At 61.8% G+C, this 16768-nt stretch carries 14 protein-coding genes; 11 read left to right on the forward strand and 3 right to left on the reverse strand.

Annotated features, from left to right (window positions below):
* The first annotated feature begins 54 nt into the window (after positions 1-54).
* The 6 genes from glgX to K7431_RS02895 all read left to right on the forward strand — a co-directional run bounded on the left by glgX (position 55) and on the right by K7431_RS02895 (position 6160).
* Positions 55-2214 carry a glycogen debranching protein GlgX gene (gene glgX / locus K7431_RS02870; protein ID WP_012724526.1) on the forward strand — a complete coding sequence of 720 codons (2160 nt, stop codon included), beginning with the start codon at positions 55-57 and terminating at the stop codon, positions 2212-2214.
* A 1-nt stretch (position 2215) separates the two neighbouring features.
* A complete protein-coding gene (locus tag K7431_RS02875) occupies positions 2216-3214 on the forward strand; it encodes an acyl-CoA dehydrogenase family protein (RefSeq protein ID WP_043205420.1) in 999 nt (332 codons plus the stop codon).
* A complete protein-coding gene (locus tag K7431_RS02880; protein WP_012724528.1) occupies positions 3211-3969 on the forward strand; it encodes a PIG-L deacetylase family protein in 759 nt (252 codons plus the stop codon). The genes K7431_RS02875 and K7431_RS02880 overlap by 4 nt, the downstream gene beginning before the upstream one ends.
* Positions 3966-4565: an SAM-dependent methyltransferase gene (locus tag K7431_RS02885; protein WP_012724529.1), complete on the forward strand. Its 600-nt coding sequence runs from the start codon at positions 3966-3968 to the stop codon at positions 4563-4565. Before K7431_RS02880 ends, K7431_RS02885 begins: the two co-directional genes overlap by 4 nt.
* Positions 4562-5221, forward strand: coding sequence for a glycosyltransferase (locus K7431_RS02890; protein WP_012724530.1), 660 nt, complete (start codon positions 4562-4564; stop codon positions 5219-5221). Before K7431_RS02885 ends, K7431_RS02890 begins: the two co-directional genes overlap by 4 nt.
* A 177-nt stretch (positions 5222-5398) precedes the next feature.
* A complete protein-coding gene (locus K7431_RS02895; protein WP_043205421.1) occupies positions 5399-6160 on the forward strand; it encodes a PIG-L deacetylase family protein in 762 nt (253 codons plus the stop codon).
* Positions 6161-6263: 103 nt separating this feature from the next.
* On the opposite strand, the gene K7431_RS02900 is transcribed toward K7431_RS02895, so the two are convergent.
* Positions 6264-7691: an amino acid permease gene (locus tag K7431_RS02900; RefSeq protein WP_043205422.1), complete on the reverse strand. Its 1428-nt coding sequence runs from the start codon at positions 7689-7691 to the stop codon at positions 6264-6266.
* Positions 7692-7749: 58 nt separating this feature from the next.
* Positions 7750-8784 (reverse strand): histone deacetylase family protein, encoded by a 1035-nt coding sequence (locus K7431_RS02905; RefSeq protein WP_012724533.1) that lies wholly within the window; start codon positions 8782-8784, stop codon positions 7750-7752.
* Positions 8785-8905: 121 nt separating this feature from the next.
* On the opposite strand from K7431_RS02905, the gene K7431_RS02910 reads away from it, so the two are divergent.
* The 3 genes from K7431_RS02910 (at position 8906) to K7431_RS30940 (ending at position 13408) form a co-directional block, all read left to right on the forward strand.
* Complete coding sequence (locus tag K7431_RS02910) at positions 8906-9397, forward strand: Lrp/AsnC family transcriptional regulator (RefSeq protein WP_012724534.1); 492 nt, start codon at positions 8906-8908, stop codon at positions 9395-9397.
* A 172-nt stretch (positions 9398-9569) separates the two neighbouring features.
* Positions 9570-11732 carry a TonB-dependent siderophore receptor gene (locus tag K7431_RS02915; protein WP_012724535.1) on the forward strand — a complete coding sequence of 721 codons (2163 nt, stop codon included), beginning with the start codon at positions 9570-9572 and terminating at the stop codon, positions 11730-11732.
* 179 nt (positions 11733-11911) lie between these two features.
* Positions 11912-13408, forward strand: a complete 1497-nt coding sequence (locus K7431_RS30940) for a methyl-accepting chemotaxis protein (RefSeq protein ID WP_012724536.1) — start codon at positions 11912-11914, stop codon at positions 13406-13408.
* A 13-nt stretch (positions 13409-13421) separates the two neighbouring features.
* On the opposite strand, the gene K7431_RS02925 is transcribed toward K7431_RS30940, so the two are convergent.
* Positions 13422-14291, reverse strand: coding sequence for an NmrA family NAD(P)-binding protein (locus K7431_RS02925; protein ID WP_012724537.1), 870 nt, complete (start codon positions 14289-14291; stop codon positions 13422-13424).
* Positions 14292-14551: 260 nt separating this feature from the next.
* Between K7431_RS02925 and K7431_RS02930 the strand changes: the two genes are divergently transcribed.
* Positions 14552-15427, forward strand: a complete 876-nt coding sequence (locus tag K7431_RS02930) for a LysR family transcriptional regulator (RefSeq protein ID WP_012724538.1) — start codon at positions 14552-14554, stop codon at positions 15425-15427.
* A 269-nt stretch (positions 15428-15696) separates the two neighbouring features.
* Positions 15697-16632, forward strand: coding sequence for an EamA family transporter (locus tag K7431_RS02935; RefSeq protein WP_012724539.1), 936 nt, complete (start codon positions 15697-15699; stop codon positions 16630-16632).
* The last annotated feature ends 136 nt before the right edge of the window (positions 16633-16768 follow it).

A 16768-nucleotide genomic window follows, 5' to 3' on the forward strand; every position in this document is an offset into this window, starting at 1 on the left:
TTCGTCAGCACGGCCGCACTCGGCCTGAAAAAAGACCTTTGCAGGAGCAACACCATGAGCAAACCCGACAAAACCCCACCGACGCCGGACAACGAGCCGTCGCGGATCCGTGAAGGTTTGCCCTTCCCGCTTGGCGCGACCTGGGATGGCCTGGGCGTCAACTTTGCGCTGTTTTCAGCCAACGCCACCAAAGTGGAGTTGTGCCTGTTCGATGATTCCGGCGAAGTCGAGCTGGAACGCATCGAACTACCGGAATACACCGACGAAACCTTCCACGGCTATCTGCCCGACGCCCACCCTGGGCTGATTTACGGCTACCGCGTGTACGGTGCGTATGACCCGGCCAACGGCCACCGTTTCAACCACAACAAATTGCTGATCGACCCCTATGCCAAACAGCTGGTGGGCGAACTCAAATGGTCCGAGGCGCTGTTCGGCTACACCATCGGCCACCCGGATGACGACCTGAGCTTCGACGAACGCGACAGCGCGCCCTTCGTGCCTAAGTGCAAGGTGATCGACCCGGCCCACACCTGGGGCAACGATCAGCCGGTACGGGTGCCGTGGGACCGTACGATCATCTACGAAACCCACCTGCGCGGCATCAGTATGCGTCACCCTTCCGTCGGCGAGTCCGTGCGCGGCACCTGCGCCGGGCTGATGGAAGATGACGTGCTCAAGCACATCCGCCAGCTGGGTATTTCGTCGGTAGAACTGCTGCCGGTGCACGCCTTTGTCAACGACCAGCACCTGCTGGAAAAAGGCATGACCAACTACTGGGGTTACAACAGCATCGCGTTTTTTGCCCCCGACCCACGCTACCTGGCCAGCGGCAAGATTGCTGAGTTCAAGGAGATGGTCGCGCACCTGCACGAAGCCAAGCTCGAAGTGATCCTGGACGTGGTCTACAACCACACCGCCGAGGGCAACGAGCGCGGTCCGACCCTGTCGATGCGCGGTATCGACAACGCTTCGTACTACCGCCTGATGCCGGATGACAAGCGTTTCTACATCAATGATTCCGGTACCGGTAACACCCTGGACCTGAGCCACCCGTGCGTATTGCAAATGGTCACCGACTCGCTGCGTTACTGGGCGACCGAGATGCACGTCGACGGTTTCCGCTTCGACCTGGCGACCATCCTTGGCCGCTACCGCGATGGGTTTGACGAGCGCCACAGTTTCCTCGTGGCCTGCCGCCAGGACCCGGTACTGCGTCAGTTGAAGATGATCGCCGAGCCCTGGGACTGTGGCCCCGGCGGATACCAAGTGGGCAACTTCCCGCCGGGCTGGGTGGAATGGAACGACCGTTTCCGCGACACCGTGCGTGCATTCTGGAAAGGCGACGACAGCCAGTTGGCCGACTTTGCCGCCCGCATGACCGCTTCCGGCGAGATGTTCAACCACCGTGGGCGCCGCCCTTACAGCTCGGTGAACTTCATCACCGCCCATGACGGGTTCACCCTGCACGACCTCGTGTCGTACAACGACAAGCACAACGAAGCCAACGACGAGAACAACCAGGACGGTAGCAACAACAACCTGTCGTGGAACCACGGTGTCGAAGGCCCGACAGACGACCCGGAAATCAACGCGCTGCGCCTGCGTCAGATGCGTAACTTCTTCGCCACGCTGCTGCTGTCCCAAGGCACGCCGATGCTGGTGGCCGGTGACGAATTTGCGCGTACTCAGCACGGCAATAACAACGCCTACTGCCAGGACAGCGAGATCGGTTGGATAAACTGGGACTTGGACGAAGACGGCAAGGCGCTGCTCAAGTTCGTCAAGCGCCTGATCAAGCTGCGCCTGGCCTACCCGATCCTGCGTCGCGGGCGCTTCCTGGTGGGCGACTACAACGAAGACATCGGCGTGAAGGACGTCACCTGGCTGGCGCCGGATGGCAACGAGATGACCACCGAACAGTGGCAAGACAGTAACGGTCGCTGCCTGGGCATGCTGATGGATGGCCGCGCCCAAGAGACCGGCATTCGCCGCCCTGGCGCCGATGCCACCTTGTTGCTGGTGGTCAACGCGCACCACGACATGGTCAATTTCCGCCTGCCGTCGGTGCCCCAAGGTGAATTCTGGACCTGCATGCTCGACACCAACGAGCCGGCCGTGCGCGGCCAGGAACGCTTTGATTTTGATCACGAGTACGCGGTGACCGGCCGCTCGCTGCTGCTGTTCGAACTGCAGCGTGACGACGAGGTGTGAGATGGCTTTGCATGGATTCCTTCAGGGCTACCGGGGCTACGCGGACACGCAAGCCCTGGGCGCTGCCCTGAAGGCGCTTCAGGAGGAAGGCCTGGACCAACTGCCCTTGCCGGGCAGCGGCCAGACACTGGCGCGGTTCAGCCGCTTGGCGCAGGTGGCAGGCCATGACCTGCGCCTGTGCAAGCTGTTCGAAGGCCACACCGATGCCTTGGCGATTATTGCCGAGCTCAACAGCCCCTTGCCGCCCTTGGGCAGCACATGGGGCATGTGGGCGGCCGAGCCGCCAACGGCCAAGGTGCGTGTCCTGCAAGAGGGTCATCGCCTCAGGGTGCAAGGGCGTAAAGCCTGGTGCTCCGGCGCGGCGGTGGTGAGCCATGGGTTGATGACCGCCTGGGATGAAGAAGATCGGCAGCAGTTGGTGGCGATACACATGGATCAACCCGGCATCACCGTCACTGACGAGGGCTGGAACGCGGTGGGCATGGCCGCCACCGGCAGTGTGGAGATTGTGTTTGACGGGGCCTGGGGGCTGGCCATCGGTGGACCGGGTGATTACCTCGCCCGCCCCGGTTTCTGGCAAGGCGGCATCGGTATCGCCGCCTGTTGGTATGGCGCGGCGCAACGGCTGGCGGAAGTCTTGCGCGAACACTGCAGCAAGCGTCCCGAGCCGCACGCCCTCGCGCACCTCGGCGCCGTCGACAGCGTATTGAACAGCGCTGCGTGCGTACTGCGCGCCAGCGCCGAACAGATCGACCGCGCACCCAAGGCCGACGCCAGGGAACTGGCCCAGCAGGCCCGTGCCTGCATCGAAGACACTGTTGAGCAAGTGACACACCACGTCGGCCGCGCGGTCGGCGCGGGGCCTTTCTGCAAGGACCCGCATTTTGCCCAATTGATGGCGGACCTGCCGGTGTACATGCGCCAGAGCCATGCCGAGCGCGACTTGGCGGGCCTCGGAGCATTGGTCGCAGGCGACTCCACAGGGAGGTGGCAGTTATGAAACCCAACCCGATTGTGGGCCAGGGCACGCCGCTGCATCACTGGCAGGCCTCAGCGAAAATGGCCGAGCTGCCCCACATCAGCGTCGAACAATTGGTTCCCGAAGGGCATCGTGCCGTGATCATCGCGCCCCATCCGGATGATGAAGTGCTGGGGTGCGGCGGTTTGATGCAGGGTTTGGCGGCGCTGGGCCGGCCGATCCAGCTGATTTCGGTGACCGATGGCAGCGCCAGTCACCCCGGTTCGCAGCGCTGGTCGGTGGAACGCCTGAGCGTGGTGCGCCCTCAAGAGTCTGCCCAGGCCCTGCATCGCCTCGGCTTGCCACTGCACAGCCTGAAATGGCTGCGCGCAGGGTTTGCCGACAGCCAGGTGGCCGCTCGCGAAGCGGAACTCGCCGCTTTTATCCAGCGCTACCTCAAGCCCACCGATGTGGTGTTCACCACCTGGCGCGAAGACGGCCATTGCGACCATGAGGCCGTCGGCCGTGCCAGCGCCAAGGCTGCCCAGGCGGTAGGCGCCACCCTGTATGAGTTGCCGGTGTGGACCTGGCACTGGGCAACCCCGGAAAACAGCCTGGTGCCCTGGCACCGCGCGCGCAAGATCCCGCTGACCTGCGAAGCCGTGGCCCGTAAGCGCCACGCCATCCATGCGTTCGCCAGCCAACTGGAAGGCGACCCGCAGATCGGCCTGGCGCCCGTGCTCGCGCCCTATGTGGTGGAGCGCCTGTTGCAACCCTTTGAAGTGGTATTCGTATGAGTGTGGCTACGCCTTACTTCGACCAACTGTTCGCCGAAAACGACGACCCCTGGGCCTTTCGCCAGCGCTGGTACGAACGACGCAAACGCGCGATGACCTTGGCCATGCTCACGCGGCCTCGCTATGCCTCGGTGTTTGAACCGGGTTGCGCCAATGGCGAACTGAGTTTCGAGCTGGCCGCCCGCTGTGATCGCCTGTTGTGTTGCGACACTGCCTCGGCGGCCGTGGCCCTTGCGCGCAGTCGCTTGCTCGGCTTCCCCCATGCCGAGGTGCAGCAGAGCCGTTTGCCCGAGCAGTGGCCCACCGGCCGGTTCGAGCTGATCGTGCTGAGCGAGTTGTGCTACTACCTGGATGCCGAAGACCTCTGCCGGTTGATCGATCGCGCCCGCGCGTCGTTGACCGCCGACGGCCAGTTACTGGCCTGCCATTGGCGTCCACCTATCGCAGGCTGCCCGCAAACCGCCGAAGAGGTGCATGCCTTGCTGCAGCAACGATTGGCGATGCCGCAGGTGGCCAGCTATCACGAACATGACTTTCTGCTCGACCTGTGGAGCTGCGATGGCACCTCGGTCGCTACCCTTGAGGGCCTGCGATGATCGGCATTCTGATCCCGGTACATAACGAAGAGGCGTTGCTGGGCGACTGCCTGAAAGCGGCACTGATCGCCGCCGCCCACCCTGGCCTGTTGGGCGAAGCGGTGACTATCCTGGTCGTGCTCGACAGTTGCAGCGATGGCAGTGCCGCGATTGCACAGGCCTACCCGGTGCAGTGCCTGGAAGCCCAGGCGCGCAATGTGGGCCATGTGCGGGGTGTGGGCGCACGTCATCTGCTCAATCAAGGTGCGCGCTGGATCTCCTGCACCGATGCCGACAGCCGGGTGGCGCCCGATTGGCTGGTGGCCCAACTGGCACTGGGAGTGGACGCGGTGTGCGGCACCGTGACGGTGGATGCCTGGAGTGAAGATTTCGACCCGGCGGCGCAGATTCGCTATCACCAAGGCTATGAGGCGCGGGACGGTCACCGGCACATCCACGGTGCCAACCTGGGGGTAAGCGCCGGCGCTTATATTCGCGCCGGTGGTTTCGACCCCCTGCCGTGCCATGAGGATGTCCAATTGGTGCGCAACCTTGAGTTGTGCGGCGCCTCTATCGCGTGGAGCCACACCCCGCAAGTGATCACCAGTGCGCGCCTGGACGCCCGTGCACAAGGCGGTTTCGGCGACTATTTGAAGACCCTGATGCACGCCACTTAAAAAAACGACGTTACAAAATGTGAAACCCGGCAATCCTTGTCTATGCTGAGGACGCCTTGCTGGCATTCCTGGAGTGGAGTGCCATGCCATCACCGCGGCGGAGTCTGCGGTGAATAAAAGAGCGTCGTCCCGTCAACGGGGCACGACCCAGCATCAACCGACAAGGATGTGACACCCATGAAGCTTGCTTCCTTAAGCGACGGCCGTAGCGGCCCTGCTCAAATCTGGAACAGCGCCCCACAGCTGGCGCAAATCCCGCCCATTACCCCTTCCGCTTTGGTGCCGCGCGGCGCACGCGTGGTGATTATCGCCCCTCATCCCGGCGACGAAGTATTGGCCTGCGGCGGCCTGCTGCAGTTACTCAGCATGCGGGAACATCCGCTGCAACTGATCTCCATCACCGACGGCAGCGCCAGTCATCCAGGTTCCAACGTGTGGCCAGCCAGCCGCCTCAGCGTGATCCGCCCCCAGGAAAGTGCCGAGGCCCTGCGCCGCCTGGGCATGCCGCTGCACAGCCTGAAGTGGATACGCGGCGGCTTTTGCGATAACGCCCTCGCCGCCCGCGAACCGCAGCTGAGCCCTTTCATTGCGCGCTACCTGCAACCGGGTGATGTGGTGTTCAGCACCTGGCGCAATGACGGCAATGAGGACCACGACGCCGTCGGCCGTGCCAGCGCCAAGGCCTGCAGCCTGGTCGGCGCGCAGCTGTACGAACTGCCCATCTGGGCCTGGCACTGGCCTGCCCGCGAAGGGGCAATCATCCCCTGGCAACGCGCGCGCAAGGTGCGCCTGGACACCTGGAGCGTGGCGCGCAAACTCCATGCCGCCCATGCCTACGCCAGCCAATTGGCCGGTGACCCGGAGATCGGCCTGCCACCGATGCTGGCCCAGGTGTTGCTGGAAAGAATGCGCGAGCCTTATGAGATCGTGCTTACGTAGGCTCCCCCACTCGTCTACACCGTTCAGTCCTGGCAGTAGCGCCCAGCCCCACGCTGGAGTGTATGGGCCCACGCGCAAAGGCCCGAGGTGCTTGCCAAGGCGATCATTGGCGCGGGTCACCTGTGACGGAGTCGGCTGCGTTCATCCAATGGGCGCCCCGATAGCGCGAGAGCTGGTAGGCAATTCCCAGCCAGATGAACCAGGCCGGCATCACATACAGCGCCAGGCGTGTGTCCGGCCGCAACGCCAGCAGGCCGAGTACAAACAGCAGAAACGCCAGGGAAAACCAGGCCATCGGCACACCACCGGGCATCTTGTAGAGGGATTTGGCGTGCAGGTCCGGGCGTTTTTTGCGGTAGGCGATGTAGGACGCGAGGATGGTCGACCAGGTAAAGATCACCAGGATCGCCGACACCGTCGACACGATGGTGAAAGCGGTCATCACCTCCGGCACCACAAACAGCAACACCAGCCCCAAGAGCATCAGCAAGGTGGTAAATGCCAGGCTGATAAACGGCACGCTGCTGCTCGACAGGCGCCGGAAGATCCCCGGTGCGTCGCCCAGGTCGGCCAACCCGAACAACATGCGGCTGGCGGAAAACACCCCGCTGTTGGCCGAGGATGCCGCCGAGGTCAGTACCACGAAATTGACGATGCCCGCGGCGGCGGGGAAGCCTGCCACCAGGAACAACTCCACAAACGGACTCTTGCTTGGCGAGACCTGCTGCCATGAAGTCACCGCGATGATGCACGCCAGGGCCAGCACGTAGAACAGGATGATACGCAACGGGATCGAGTTGATCGCCTTCGGTAAGGTGCGCTCCGGTGCACGGGTTTCGGCGGCGGCGGTGCCGATCAGCTCGGTGCCGGCGAAGGAAAAGATCGCCATCTGGAACCCGGCAAAAAAGCCGAACAGGCCATTGGGAAACGCCGCCTGTTTATCCAGCAAATGGGTCAGCGACGCGGTAACGCCGGTGGGCGAGACAAACGAGCTGGCAATCAGCACCACACTGACGCCGATCAAGGTCACCACGGCGATGATCTTGATGATCGCGAACCAGAACTCCACTTCGCCAAACAGCTTGACCGTCAGTACGTTCAAGGCGAACAGCGTGAGCAGCATGCCCACGGCGGGCATCCAGGCCGGCACATGGGGAAACCAGTACTGGAAGAACCCGCCCACGACCACCGCATCCCCCACCACGGCCACGCTCCAGCTCAGCCAGTACGACCAGCCGAGAAAGAACGCCGCACGCGGCCCCAGGTACGCGCCGGCAAAGTCGGCGAAGCTCTTGAAGTTGAGGTTGGAGAGCAGCAGCTCGCCCATGGCGCGCATCACGAAATACACGAAGAGCCCGATGATCATGTAGATCAGGATGATCGAGGTGCCGGACAGCGCGATGATCTTGCCGGAGCCCATGAACAGGCCGGTGCCGATCGCACCGCCCATGGCCATCAACTGGATATGGCGGTTGTTCAGGGTGCGTTGCAACGCAGGCTTTTCATAAAGCCCGGACGTGGATGTTTTCATCACAAAACCTCTTGTTATGTTTTTGAGTTTTGGCAGAAGAAAAGACGACAGGGTGTTGTTATTGGGATTTGCTTTCGAAACCGTGCAGCACGTTGACGGCATTGATGCCGATCTCATCGACCATGTAGCCGCCTTCCATCACGAACAGCGTGGGCACGCCGACGCTGGCGATGATTTCGCCCATGCCGAGGAAGTCCTGGCTGTCGAGAAGGAAATGGCTGATAGGGTCGTCCTTGAAGGTGTCGACGCCAAGGGAGATCACCAGCACTTCGGGCGCAAAACGGCGCAGTTGCTGGCAAGCGTCGATCAGGGCGGTTTGGTAGTGGGCCCAGGTGGTGTTTTTCGGCAACGGGTAATTCAGGTTGAAGCCCTCCCCCGCACCTGCGCCGCGCTCATCACGGGCACCGGAAAAATACGGGTAGGACACCGCCGGTTCGCCGTGCAGGGAGATGAACATTACGTCTGGACGGTCGTAGAAAATATTCTGCGTGCCGTTGCCATGGTGAAAATCCACATCCAACACGGCCACGCGCTTGGCGCCTTGGGTTATGGCGTGCTGCGCGGCAATGGCGGCGTTGTTGAGGTAGCAGTAACCGCCCATGTATTCGCGGGCCGCGTGATGGCCCGGTGGGCGACACAGGGCGAAGGCGCTGTAGTGGCCCTCATCGAGCAGCGCCAGGCCGGTCAGGGCGATGTCCGCGCTGGTCTTGACCGCCTCCCAGGTGGTGCTGGTGATCGGGGAACCGGCGTCCATGGCGAAGAACCCCAGCTTGCCGTCAATGAAGTCCGGCACCCGTTCGTTGGCCAGGTCGCGTACTGGCCACACCAGGGGCAATGCGTCATGACTGCGGCCGATGGCGGTCCATTCATCCCAGGCGGTTTCAAGGAACGTGACGTAGCGTTCGCTGTGGGCGGCGACGTAACAGCCCCGGTCAAAGCGGCGTGGCGTGATGATATCGCCCAGGCCAACCTGCCTGACGCGGTCACGCACGGTGTCGGCACGGCTTGGTTGCTCGAACGAGGGCTTGAGCACGCCGTCCTTCAGTTCGGTGCCATGGTGCAAACGGTGGTCTTCACTAAATACAGTCAACATGTGTGGGCATCCGCCAGTAAAAGACAGGGTCTATTTTGTTCTGGCGACGCCGGGCTTTCTTTGCTTTTACTTCTGCCACTGGTAGTTTTATCGGGTGTTTTTACCCTTGTGATTGCCCTATATGAAAAATAAAACCAAACAGGTCGTTCTTGATGACACCGATCTCGCCATCCTGGCCCTGCTGCAAGCAGACGCCAGTATTTCCAACGCGCAATTGAGTGAGCGGCTATCCCTGAGCCTCACACCCTGCTGGCGCCGCCGCAAACGCCTGGAAGAAGAAGGCGTGATCAAGGACTACCAGGCCAACCTGGATCGCAAGATGCTCGGGCTGGATATCCTGGCTTTCGTGCATGTGCGTTTCGCGATCCATACCGACCATGCGCCCGACGCCTTCGAGGCGGTGATGAGGGAGCTGCCGCAGGTGTTGTCGTGCCATAAGATCACCGGCGATGCCGATTACCTGTTGCAGGTGCTGGCGGAGGATCTGGACAGCTACAGCGAGTTTGTCGAGAGCGTGTTGCGGCGCCAGTTAGGGATTGCGTCAATTCAGTCGAGCCTGGCGCTGAGGGAGGTCAAGGCGACGAGTCGCGTGGCCATTTCAAAGCGTGAATGAGGGTCATACAGGGGGTGCGGTGTGGCTAAATGCCACCACCCAGATGTGAAAAATTCGTTAACTAATTCTCCCCTAAGGCTTTTTCCTACAGACTCAATCTGACAAACTGATGCGAATAATTATCAACATCTTTATTATTCGCCAGGGACGGCATTCGGGGAGAGTCAGTTCCATGTCTGTGCAACAACACGGCGGCAAAGGTTTTTCACCCAGTTTGATGGCGTTGGCAGTCTGTCTTGCTGCTTCACACGCGGCCTTCGCGGCCGAGACCGAAGCGCCGACCACCACCCTTGAACTGGGTGCTACGCAAATCTCCGGCGAAGAGCAACTGGGCCAAACCACCGAAGGCACGCAGTCCTACACCACCGGCGCAATGAAAACCGCGACCAAACTGCCATTAACCATGCGTGAAACCCCGCAGGCCGTCACCGTGATTACGCGCCAGCGTATGGACGACCAGGCGATGACCAGCATCAACGACGTGGTCAAGGCCACGCCGGGGTTGTTCCTGAACTTCTCCAACGGCCCTGGCCGGCAGTCCTACACTGCACGCGGTTTTGACATCGACAACCTGATGTACGACGGCATCCCGACCGGCTATAACGGCGTTTCGGTGGGCGCCCAGCCGAACCTGGCGATGTTCGATCGCGTCGAAGTGGTACGCGGCGCCACCGGCCTGGTGACCGGCGCGGGTAACCCTTCCGCCGCCATCAACCTGGTCCGCAAGCGCCCGCTGGACGAGCAGAAAGTCACCCTGACCGGCGCCGCCGGCAGCTGGGACGACTACCGTGGCGAGCTCGACGCCTCCAGCCCGCTTAATGACAGCGGCACATGGCGCGGCCGCGTCGTCACCTCTTACCGGGACGCCAACAGTTTCATCGACAACGCCGAGGAATATCACGGCCTGTTCTATGCCGTCACCGAAGCTGACCTGAGCGAGGACACCACCCTGACCCTCGGTTTCTCCAACCAGAAAGACAAAACCAATTACTTCTGGGGCGCGTCGATGGTCGGCCAGGATGGCCATCACCTGAACTATTCGCGGTCCTACAACCCCGGCACCCCTTGGGAAAACAAGGACCAGGAAATCAACACGGTATTCGCCGAACTGCGTCAACGCCTGGCCAACGACTGGAGCCTGCAGGTTAACGCCAACTACGCTGAGCAGAACGCGTTGTTCTCGGGTTCCTACCAGTCACGCTGGGTCAGCAACACCCTGGCTCGCACGGTCTACCAAGCGTCCTACGACGAAAACCAGGCCGGCGTCGACGCCTTTGCCAGCGGCCCCTTCCAAGCGTTTGGACGTACTCACGAACTGGTGGTGGGCGCCAGCCGGCGCATCTACGACATGACCACCCACAACTACAGCCCGTACAACCTCAACTGGCCGCTCACCGCCGGCAAACCGGACTTCGTCCATACCACCAACGACCGCGACGTCACCACCCAGGACGGGGTCTACCTGACCACACGCCTGAGCCTGGCCGACCCGTTGAAGCTGATCCTCGGCGGACGTCTGGATTGGTATGACTACGACGCCCATGGCAGCAACGATGGCGACTATAAGGTCACCCGCAACCTCACCCGCTACGCAGGCCTGATCTACGAGCTGGACGACCACCACTCGGTGTATGTCAGCTACAGCGACATCTTCACGCCGCAGAGTGCAAAGGACACGTCCGGTACCCCGGTCAAGCCGATCGTCGGCAAGAACTATGAGGTTGGCATCAAGGGCGAATACCTCGGTGGCGCGCTGAATGCGAGTGTCGCGCTGTTCCGCGTCGACCAGGAAAACCGTGCCGTGGAGGTAGTCGTTGCAAACTGCCCACAAGCCTCCTGCAGTAACGCCTCGGGCGAGATCCGCAGCCAGGGTATCGACTTCGAACTGCAAGGCGCGCTCACCGAGAATTGGCAGGTCGGCGGTGGCTACACCTACGCTCGTACACACACCATCAAGGACGAAGCGAACCCCCAGAACGTCAACAAGCAGTTCGACACCGACACCCCCGAGCACCTGTTCAAACTGACCACCAGCTATCGCTTCCAGGGTCCCCTGGAAAAACTCCGCGTAGGCGGTAACCTCTCTTGGCAAAGCCGGATGTACAACGACCTCGAGTTGGCCAATGGCGGCAGCTACCGTCTCAAGCAAGGCGCCTACGCCGTCACCGACCTGATGGCCGGCTACAGAGTCAACGACCACCTCGACCTGCAGGTCAATGCCAACAATATCTTTGATCGCCGTTACTACTCGACCATCGCCAACTCCGTGAGCTATGGCGGTGACGCATACGGCAACCCGCGCAACATGATGCTGACCGCCAAATACAGCTTCTGATCACAACCCGATAAACGGCTACCCACACGGGTAGCCGCTCCTCAACTCCCTCCTCAAGTCCCTCCTCCTGTTGCCGATAACCGTTTGGCATCGCTCAATCCAATAAAAACCAAGCACACCCAATTCGCGCCACCCTGCCCCTCGTTTTGTTTCGGCCAGACCACATGGAGTAAGTGTGAATGCCCATCCGCACGCGTTTTTTCGAGCACTACCGCAAGGCCGACCGCATCATGCTGGCGCTGATCTGGCTGATGTTCCTGTTCTCACTGGGCCTGGCGTTCTGGCATGACACTTTGATTCAAGCGGCCATCGTCGGCGGCGGCACCAGCGTGGTGCTGACCGCGCTCTACCGCGCCATCGGTGGCACACGTGTGATGCGTTGCGTCCTCGGCGCGGGCTTGATGGTCATGGCGGCGCTGCACATCAACCAGGCGCAGGGCGTGATCGAAGCGCACTTCGGGATCTTCGCACTGTTGGCCGTGCTGACGTTTTATCGCGACTGGCTGCCGATCCTGGTCGCAGCGGCCACGATCGCCGTGCACCACGTGGTGTTCCATGCGCTGCAACATCAAGGCTTCCCGGTATTTGTGATGGATCATCACGGCGGTTGGGCCATGGTGTTTGTCCATGCGTTCTATGTCGTGATGGAAACCGTCGCCCTTCTCTACCTGGCCGTGCACAGCCAGGCTGAAGCGGTCGAGAGCCAGGAGATGCTGGAAAAAATGCTGGCGGTTACTTCCCAGCTGACGGTCGAAACCGCCGAAGGTGACGCGGGCAAGGTGCACGTCTCCCTCGCCAAGCGTTTCGACCACTTCCTGCAGCAGCTTACCGGCCTGATCGACGGCGTCGCCCGTGACTCCCATGGCCTCGGCCAACTCGGCCAGGAACTGGCCAGCGCCAGCGGCACCCTGGAAAAAGGCGCACGGCACCAATTGGCGGAAATCACCCAGATGACCGGTTCGATGCAGCGCATGGAAGACGCCATGGGCCACATCGCCGTGCACGTGGAGCAAGCGGTGGATCACGCCGGCAAGGTCAGCCAACAGATCCTGCGCGGCCAGGAAAGCGTGGGCCGTGCCCAGCAGGAAATCACCCAGTTGGCCTCACGCCTCAACGGCACGCATGAGACGGTACAAGGCCTGGCCGTGCAGGCCGAGCAGATCGGCACTGTGCTCGAAGTCATCAGCAGCATCGCCAACCAAACCAACCTGCTCGCCCTCAACGCTGCCATCGAGGCCGCCCGTGCCGGCGAGCAAGGCCGTGGTTTTGCGGTGGTCGCCGACGAAGTCCGCAGCCTGGCGCAACGCACAGCGGTGTCCACCCAGGAAATCAAAACCATCATCGAGGGTTTGCAGCACGGCAGCCGCCAAGCCGTCGAAGCCATGCACGACAGCCGCCAAGGCGTGGAGCGGTGCGTGGAAGACAGCCAGGTAGCGGTCGAAATGTTGCGCGCGGTGGGCAATGACATCGCGCACATCGACGACCTGAATGGCCGGATCGTGACCACCACACGCGAGCAAACCTCGGCAAACCTGGAGATTGTCGGCAGGCTGCAGTCGGTGCAAAGCATTGCGCAAAACACCGCCGACGATGTCGAAACCCTGGCCAGAAGCAGTGAGCGGTTGCCGCCGATTGCGGTGCGGTTGGATGCGCTGGGGCGACGGTTTCATCCATGATTTTTAGCGCGGCTCAACCCTGGGCAACGACCTCGCGCACGAAGTCTTCGTAGGTGCGCAACGGGTGCCCAATGAGGGCCTCAAGCATTTCGACAGTGCCTTCAACGGGGTGCATGCCAAAGGTCTGGATACCCGCCATCATCAGGCGCATGTCATACGCCAGCCAGCTGGGGCCGTACGAAGCCAGCTGTGCTTCGAATGCGGCCAAGTCATCCCCGCCGTAGGCGATCTCGCGGCCTAGCGCCGCACTCCAGGTCTTCGCCACGGAGGCACCGGTGAGCGCCTGCGGCCCAACCAACTCCAGCGTTACACGAGCCAGCGCCGAGGGCGCTGTGTCGCGCCGCAACAGCTCTGCGACCGCGACATCAGCGATATCGCGCGCGTCAATCATCGACACGCCCGCCGCGCCGATCGGCATCGGGTATACCGAGTAGGCCTGAATAGCCTGTTGCACCAGGCGGTCGTTTTGCATGAAGTAAGCCGGACGCAAGACCGTTACAGGCATGTCAAAGCGCTCGATCATGCGCTCAACCGTCTGCTTGCCGGTGAAGTGCGGGACGTTGGTGAATGTGTCGGCATGAATCACCGACAAATAAACGACACGTTCAATGCCCGCCTCACGCGCCAGGTTCAGCGTGATCAGGGCTTGAGTGACCTCGTCGGGCGTCACGGCATTGAGCAGGAACAAGGTACGCACCGACGCAAGCGCAATGCGCATCGACGCGACGTCAGTGAGGTCTGCGACAACTTCAGTGACGCCGGCCGGAAACTCCCGCTTGCCCGCTTGGCGCACAAGGGCTTTGACCTCGGCGCCCGCGCCAGCCAGGCCTTGAGTGATCAGTGAACCAAGGGTGCCCGTGGCGCCAATAACCAGAATGCTCATGTTTGTAACTCCTGCAGTGGGTTTAGAGTGGATCAGCGAGTGAAATCCGCAACAACCTTGCCCGTCCGTGAAACGGTGCGATTGCGTGCGAGTGCATCGGGATATCGGAGAAGCTGACGACGTCGTCCTGCGCCAACACCGTTGGAGACTGCTCATTGGAAATGCCTCATGGCGTGTCCCGATGACGAGACAGTAATTCGTTGCACTTCCAAAACGAAGACCACAAAATCCAGATACCTCGTTTCACATATGGAACACCCATGAACCTGAACGCGCTGATTGATTTCACCCTCGTCGCCACCCATTCGGGGCTGGGCAAGGCCAGCCGCGCGAGCGGTATTTCCAAAGCCACCTTGTCGCGCCGAATCAGCGACCTTGAAGAACAACTGGGCGTGAGGCTGATCGAGCGCAGCGCACGTGGCCTGAAACTCACCGAAGCCGGTGAGGCGCTGATGTCTCGAACTCAAGGCCCGCTGAGTGAAGTGACCGACGCCATGACCGCCGCACGCGAAGGCGTTTCAACACCGCGCGGACGTCTACGGGTCGCGGCCCCGATTCTGTTCTCGCAGCTGGCGATGGGGCGTATCGGCGCCGAGTTCTGTGCGGCCTATCCGGAGGTGTTTATCGAGGTGGTGTCGGAAGATCGACGGGTGGACCTGGTGGAGGAACAATTTGATGTCGCCATTCGAATCAACCCAAGCCCGGACAGCAGCCTGGTCGGACGGTGCTTCGCCAAGGACCGGCTGATCGTGGTGGCGGCGCCTGAACTGCTCAAGCCGATGCCCGGCGCGATCCGATCCGTGCCCGCGATCGTGACGTCGACTTTCCAGCCCACCCACTGGCGTCTTGACGGCGGGCAGTTGGTCTTGGAGCCGGTGCCGACCATGCAGTTCTCTTCGCTGTTGATGGTCCGCGATGCCGCTGTCGCCGGTGGCGGTGCGGCGCTCATCCCACAGTCCATCGCCTGGAATCAGCTTGCCCGCGGTGAGTTGGTTCAGTGGGGAACGGTGTCGGGTGTAGAGCCGGCGCTTTGGGTCTTACACACCTCCAGGCGGCTTGCGGCGCCGAAGGTTCGCGCATTCGTCGACTTCATGTGTGATCACTATTCAGACATGTCGCTTGTTCTGAGGGGATAGGACTGATTAAACGCCGAGGGCGGGTGGTCTGGCCCGTAGACATATGACAACCACCGACGAAAGCGGGGTGAATGCTCGCCATGGGCCGAAAATCACCCTTCAATGAAAACGCTCGGCGAACCGCAAAAACTCAGAGTGGTAACCGTTATATAAACGCATGCCCTTGCTCCTTCGCCTCAAACGCGCTACAAATCCCGCCCTCAAGTTGTACGACAACCTAAAAATAAATCGCCATCCTCGACGATGGTGCCCAATGCTCGAGCCTCATCATGACTGCCGCTGCCACCACGCAAACCACACCCGCCCCCTTCTCCCGCCCCATCGCCGTGTTGATTCTGCTGTGCATGGGCTGTGCCTTCGCCGGCAACCACATTGCGGCGCGCGTAGCCTTCGATGATGGCGCCGGTGTGTTGCTGGCTATTCTGATGCGTTCGGGCGGCACCTTGCTGGTGCTGGCCGTGCTGGTGCTGTGGCAACGCCAAAACCTGCGCCTGCCGGCCGGGGCATGGCGCTGGCAAGTGCTGCTGGGACTGCTTATCGCCACCCAAAGCCTGTGCCTCTACTCCGCCGTCGCCCGCGTGCCGGTGGCGCTGGCGTTGCTGGTGGGCAATGTGTTCCCGATCTTGCTCGCCCTGCTCACCTGGGCATTCGGCGGCCCACGCCCGACGGCGCGCACCGCCTTGCTGATGGGCTTGATTCTGGTCGGCCTGGTGTTTGTCCTGGACGTACCCGGCCGCCTCTCAAGCAGTGCCGAGATCGGCCCGCAATGGCTGCTCGGCGTCAGCCTGGCATTCTGCGCCGCCTTCGTGTTCGCCTGCGCGCTGTGGATCACCGATCACAAGTTGTCCCAGGTTCGCGGTTCAGTGCGCAGCCTGCTGACGATCTTCATCGTGTTCAGCAGCGTCAACCTAGCGGGCCTCAGCGGTGCCCTTCCGGGCGGCCTGAACCCACCGGCAAGCAGTACCGGCTGGCTGGCGCTCGCGACGTTGGTGGTGCTGTATGGCACCGGTTTTATCGTGCTGTTCATGTCGGTCCCACGCCTGGACATGCCGCGCAATGCGCCGGTCATGAACATTGAGCCGCTGGCGACGTTGTTGATGGGCTGGATCGTGCTCGATCAAATGCTCAATGCCGGGCAGATGCTCGGCGGCGTCATCGTGGTGACCGGGATTGTGCTGCTGACTTACCGCAAATCTGCCCGCTAGCGATAAATCCCCGCCTGACCTGGCCCAATTCCTGCGCCTTCACTCCCACCCAGTCGCTACTGGCTATGCGGACGACTCTTTTGAGCCCGGCCGCCCACCCGCCTTCCCCGGATAATCCAGTATCCCCTGTCTCTTA

The sequence above is a fragment of the Pseudomonas fluorescens group sp. genome, from assembly GCF_020093335.1.
GTDB lineage: Bacteria > Pseudomonadota > Gammaproteobacteria > Pseudomonadales > Pseudomonadaceae > Aquipseudomonas > Aquipseudomonas petroselini.

What these genes read in the sequence shown, in the direction of transcription:
- K7431_RS02925 (WP_012724537.1), bottom strand. Translation starts at nt 14,291, where the DNA reads ATGAGCATTCTGGTTATTGGCGCCACGGGCACCCTTGGTTCACTGATC.
- K7431_RS02890 (WP_012724530.1), top strand. Translation starts at nt 4,562, where the DNA reads ATGATCGGCATTCTGATCCCGGTACATAACGAAGAGGCGTTGCTGGGC.
- K7431_RS02905 (WP_012724533.1), bottom strand. Translation starts at nt 8,784, where the DNA reads ATGTTGACTGTATTTAGTGAAGACCACCGTTTGCACCATGGCACCGAA.
- K7431_RS02900 (WP_043205422.1), bottom strand. Translation starts at nt 7,691, where the DNA reads ATGAAAACATCCACGTCCGGGCTTTATGAAAAGCCTGCGTTGCAACGC.
- K7431_RS02875 (WP_043205420.1), top strand. Translation starts at nt 2,216, where the DNA reads ATGGCTTTGCATGGATTCCTTCAGGGCTACCGGGGCTACGCGGACACG.
- K7431_RS02915 (WP_012724535.1), top strand. Translation starts at nt 9,570, where the DNA reads ATGTCTGTGCAACAACACGGCGGCAAAGGTTTTTCACCCAGTTTGATG.
- K7431_RS30940 (WP_012724536.1), top strand. Translation starts at nt 11,912, where the DNA reads ATGCCCATCCGCACGCGTTTTTTCGAGCACTACCGCAAGGCCGACCGC.
- K7431_RS02935 (WP_012724539.1), top strand. Translation starts at nt 15,697, where the DNA reads ATGACTGCCGCTGCCACCACGCAAACCACACCCGCCCCCTTCTCCCGC.
- glgX (WP_012724526.1), top strand. Translation starts at nt 55, where the DNA reads ATGAGCAAACCCGACAAAACCCCACCGACGCCGGACAACGAGCCGTCG.
- K7431_RS02930 (WP_012724538.1), top strand. Translation starts at nt 14,552, where the DNA reads ATGAACCTGAACGCGCTGATTGATTTCACCCTCGTCGCCACCCATTCG.
- K7431_RS02880 (WP_012724528.1), top strand. Translation starts at nt 3,211, where the DNA reads ATGAAACCCAACCCGATTGTGGGCCAGGGCACGCCGCTGCATCACTGG.
- K7431_RS02885 (WP_012724529.1), top strand. Translation starts at nt 3,966, where the DNA reads ATGAGTGTGGCTACGCCTTACTTCGACCAACTGTTCGCCGAAAACGAC.
- K7431_RS02895 (WP_043205421.1), top strand. Translation starts at nt 5,399, where the DNA reads ATGAAGCTTGCTTCCTTAAGCGACGGCCGTAGCGGCCCTGCTCAAATC.
- K7431_RS02910 (WP_012724534.1), top strand. Translation starts at nt 8,906, where the DNA reads ATGAAAAATAAAACCAAACAGGTCGTTCTTGATGACACCGATCTCGCC.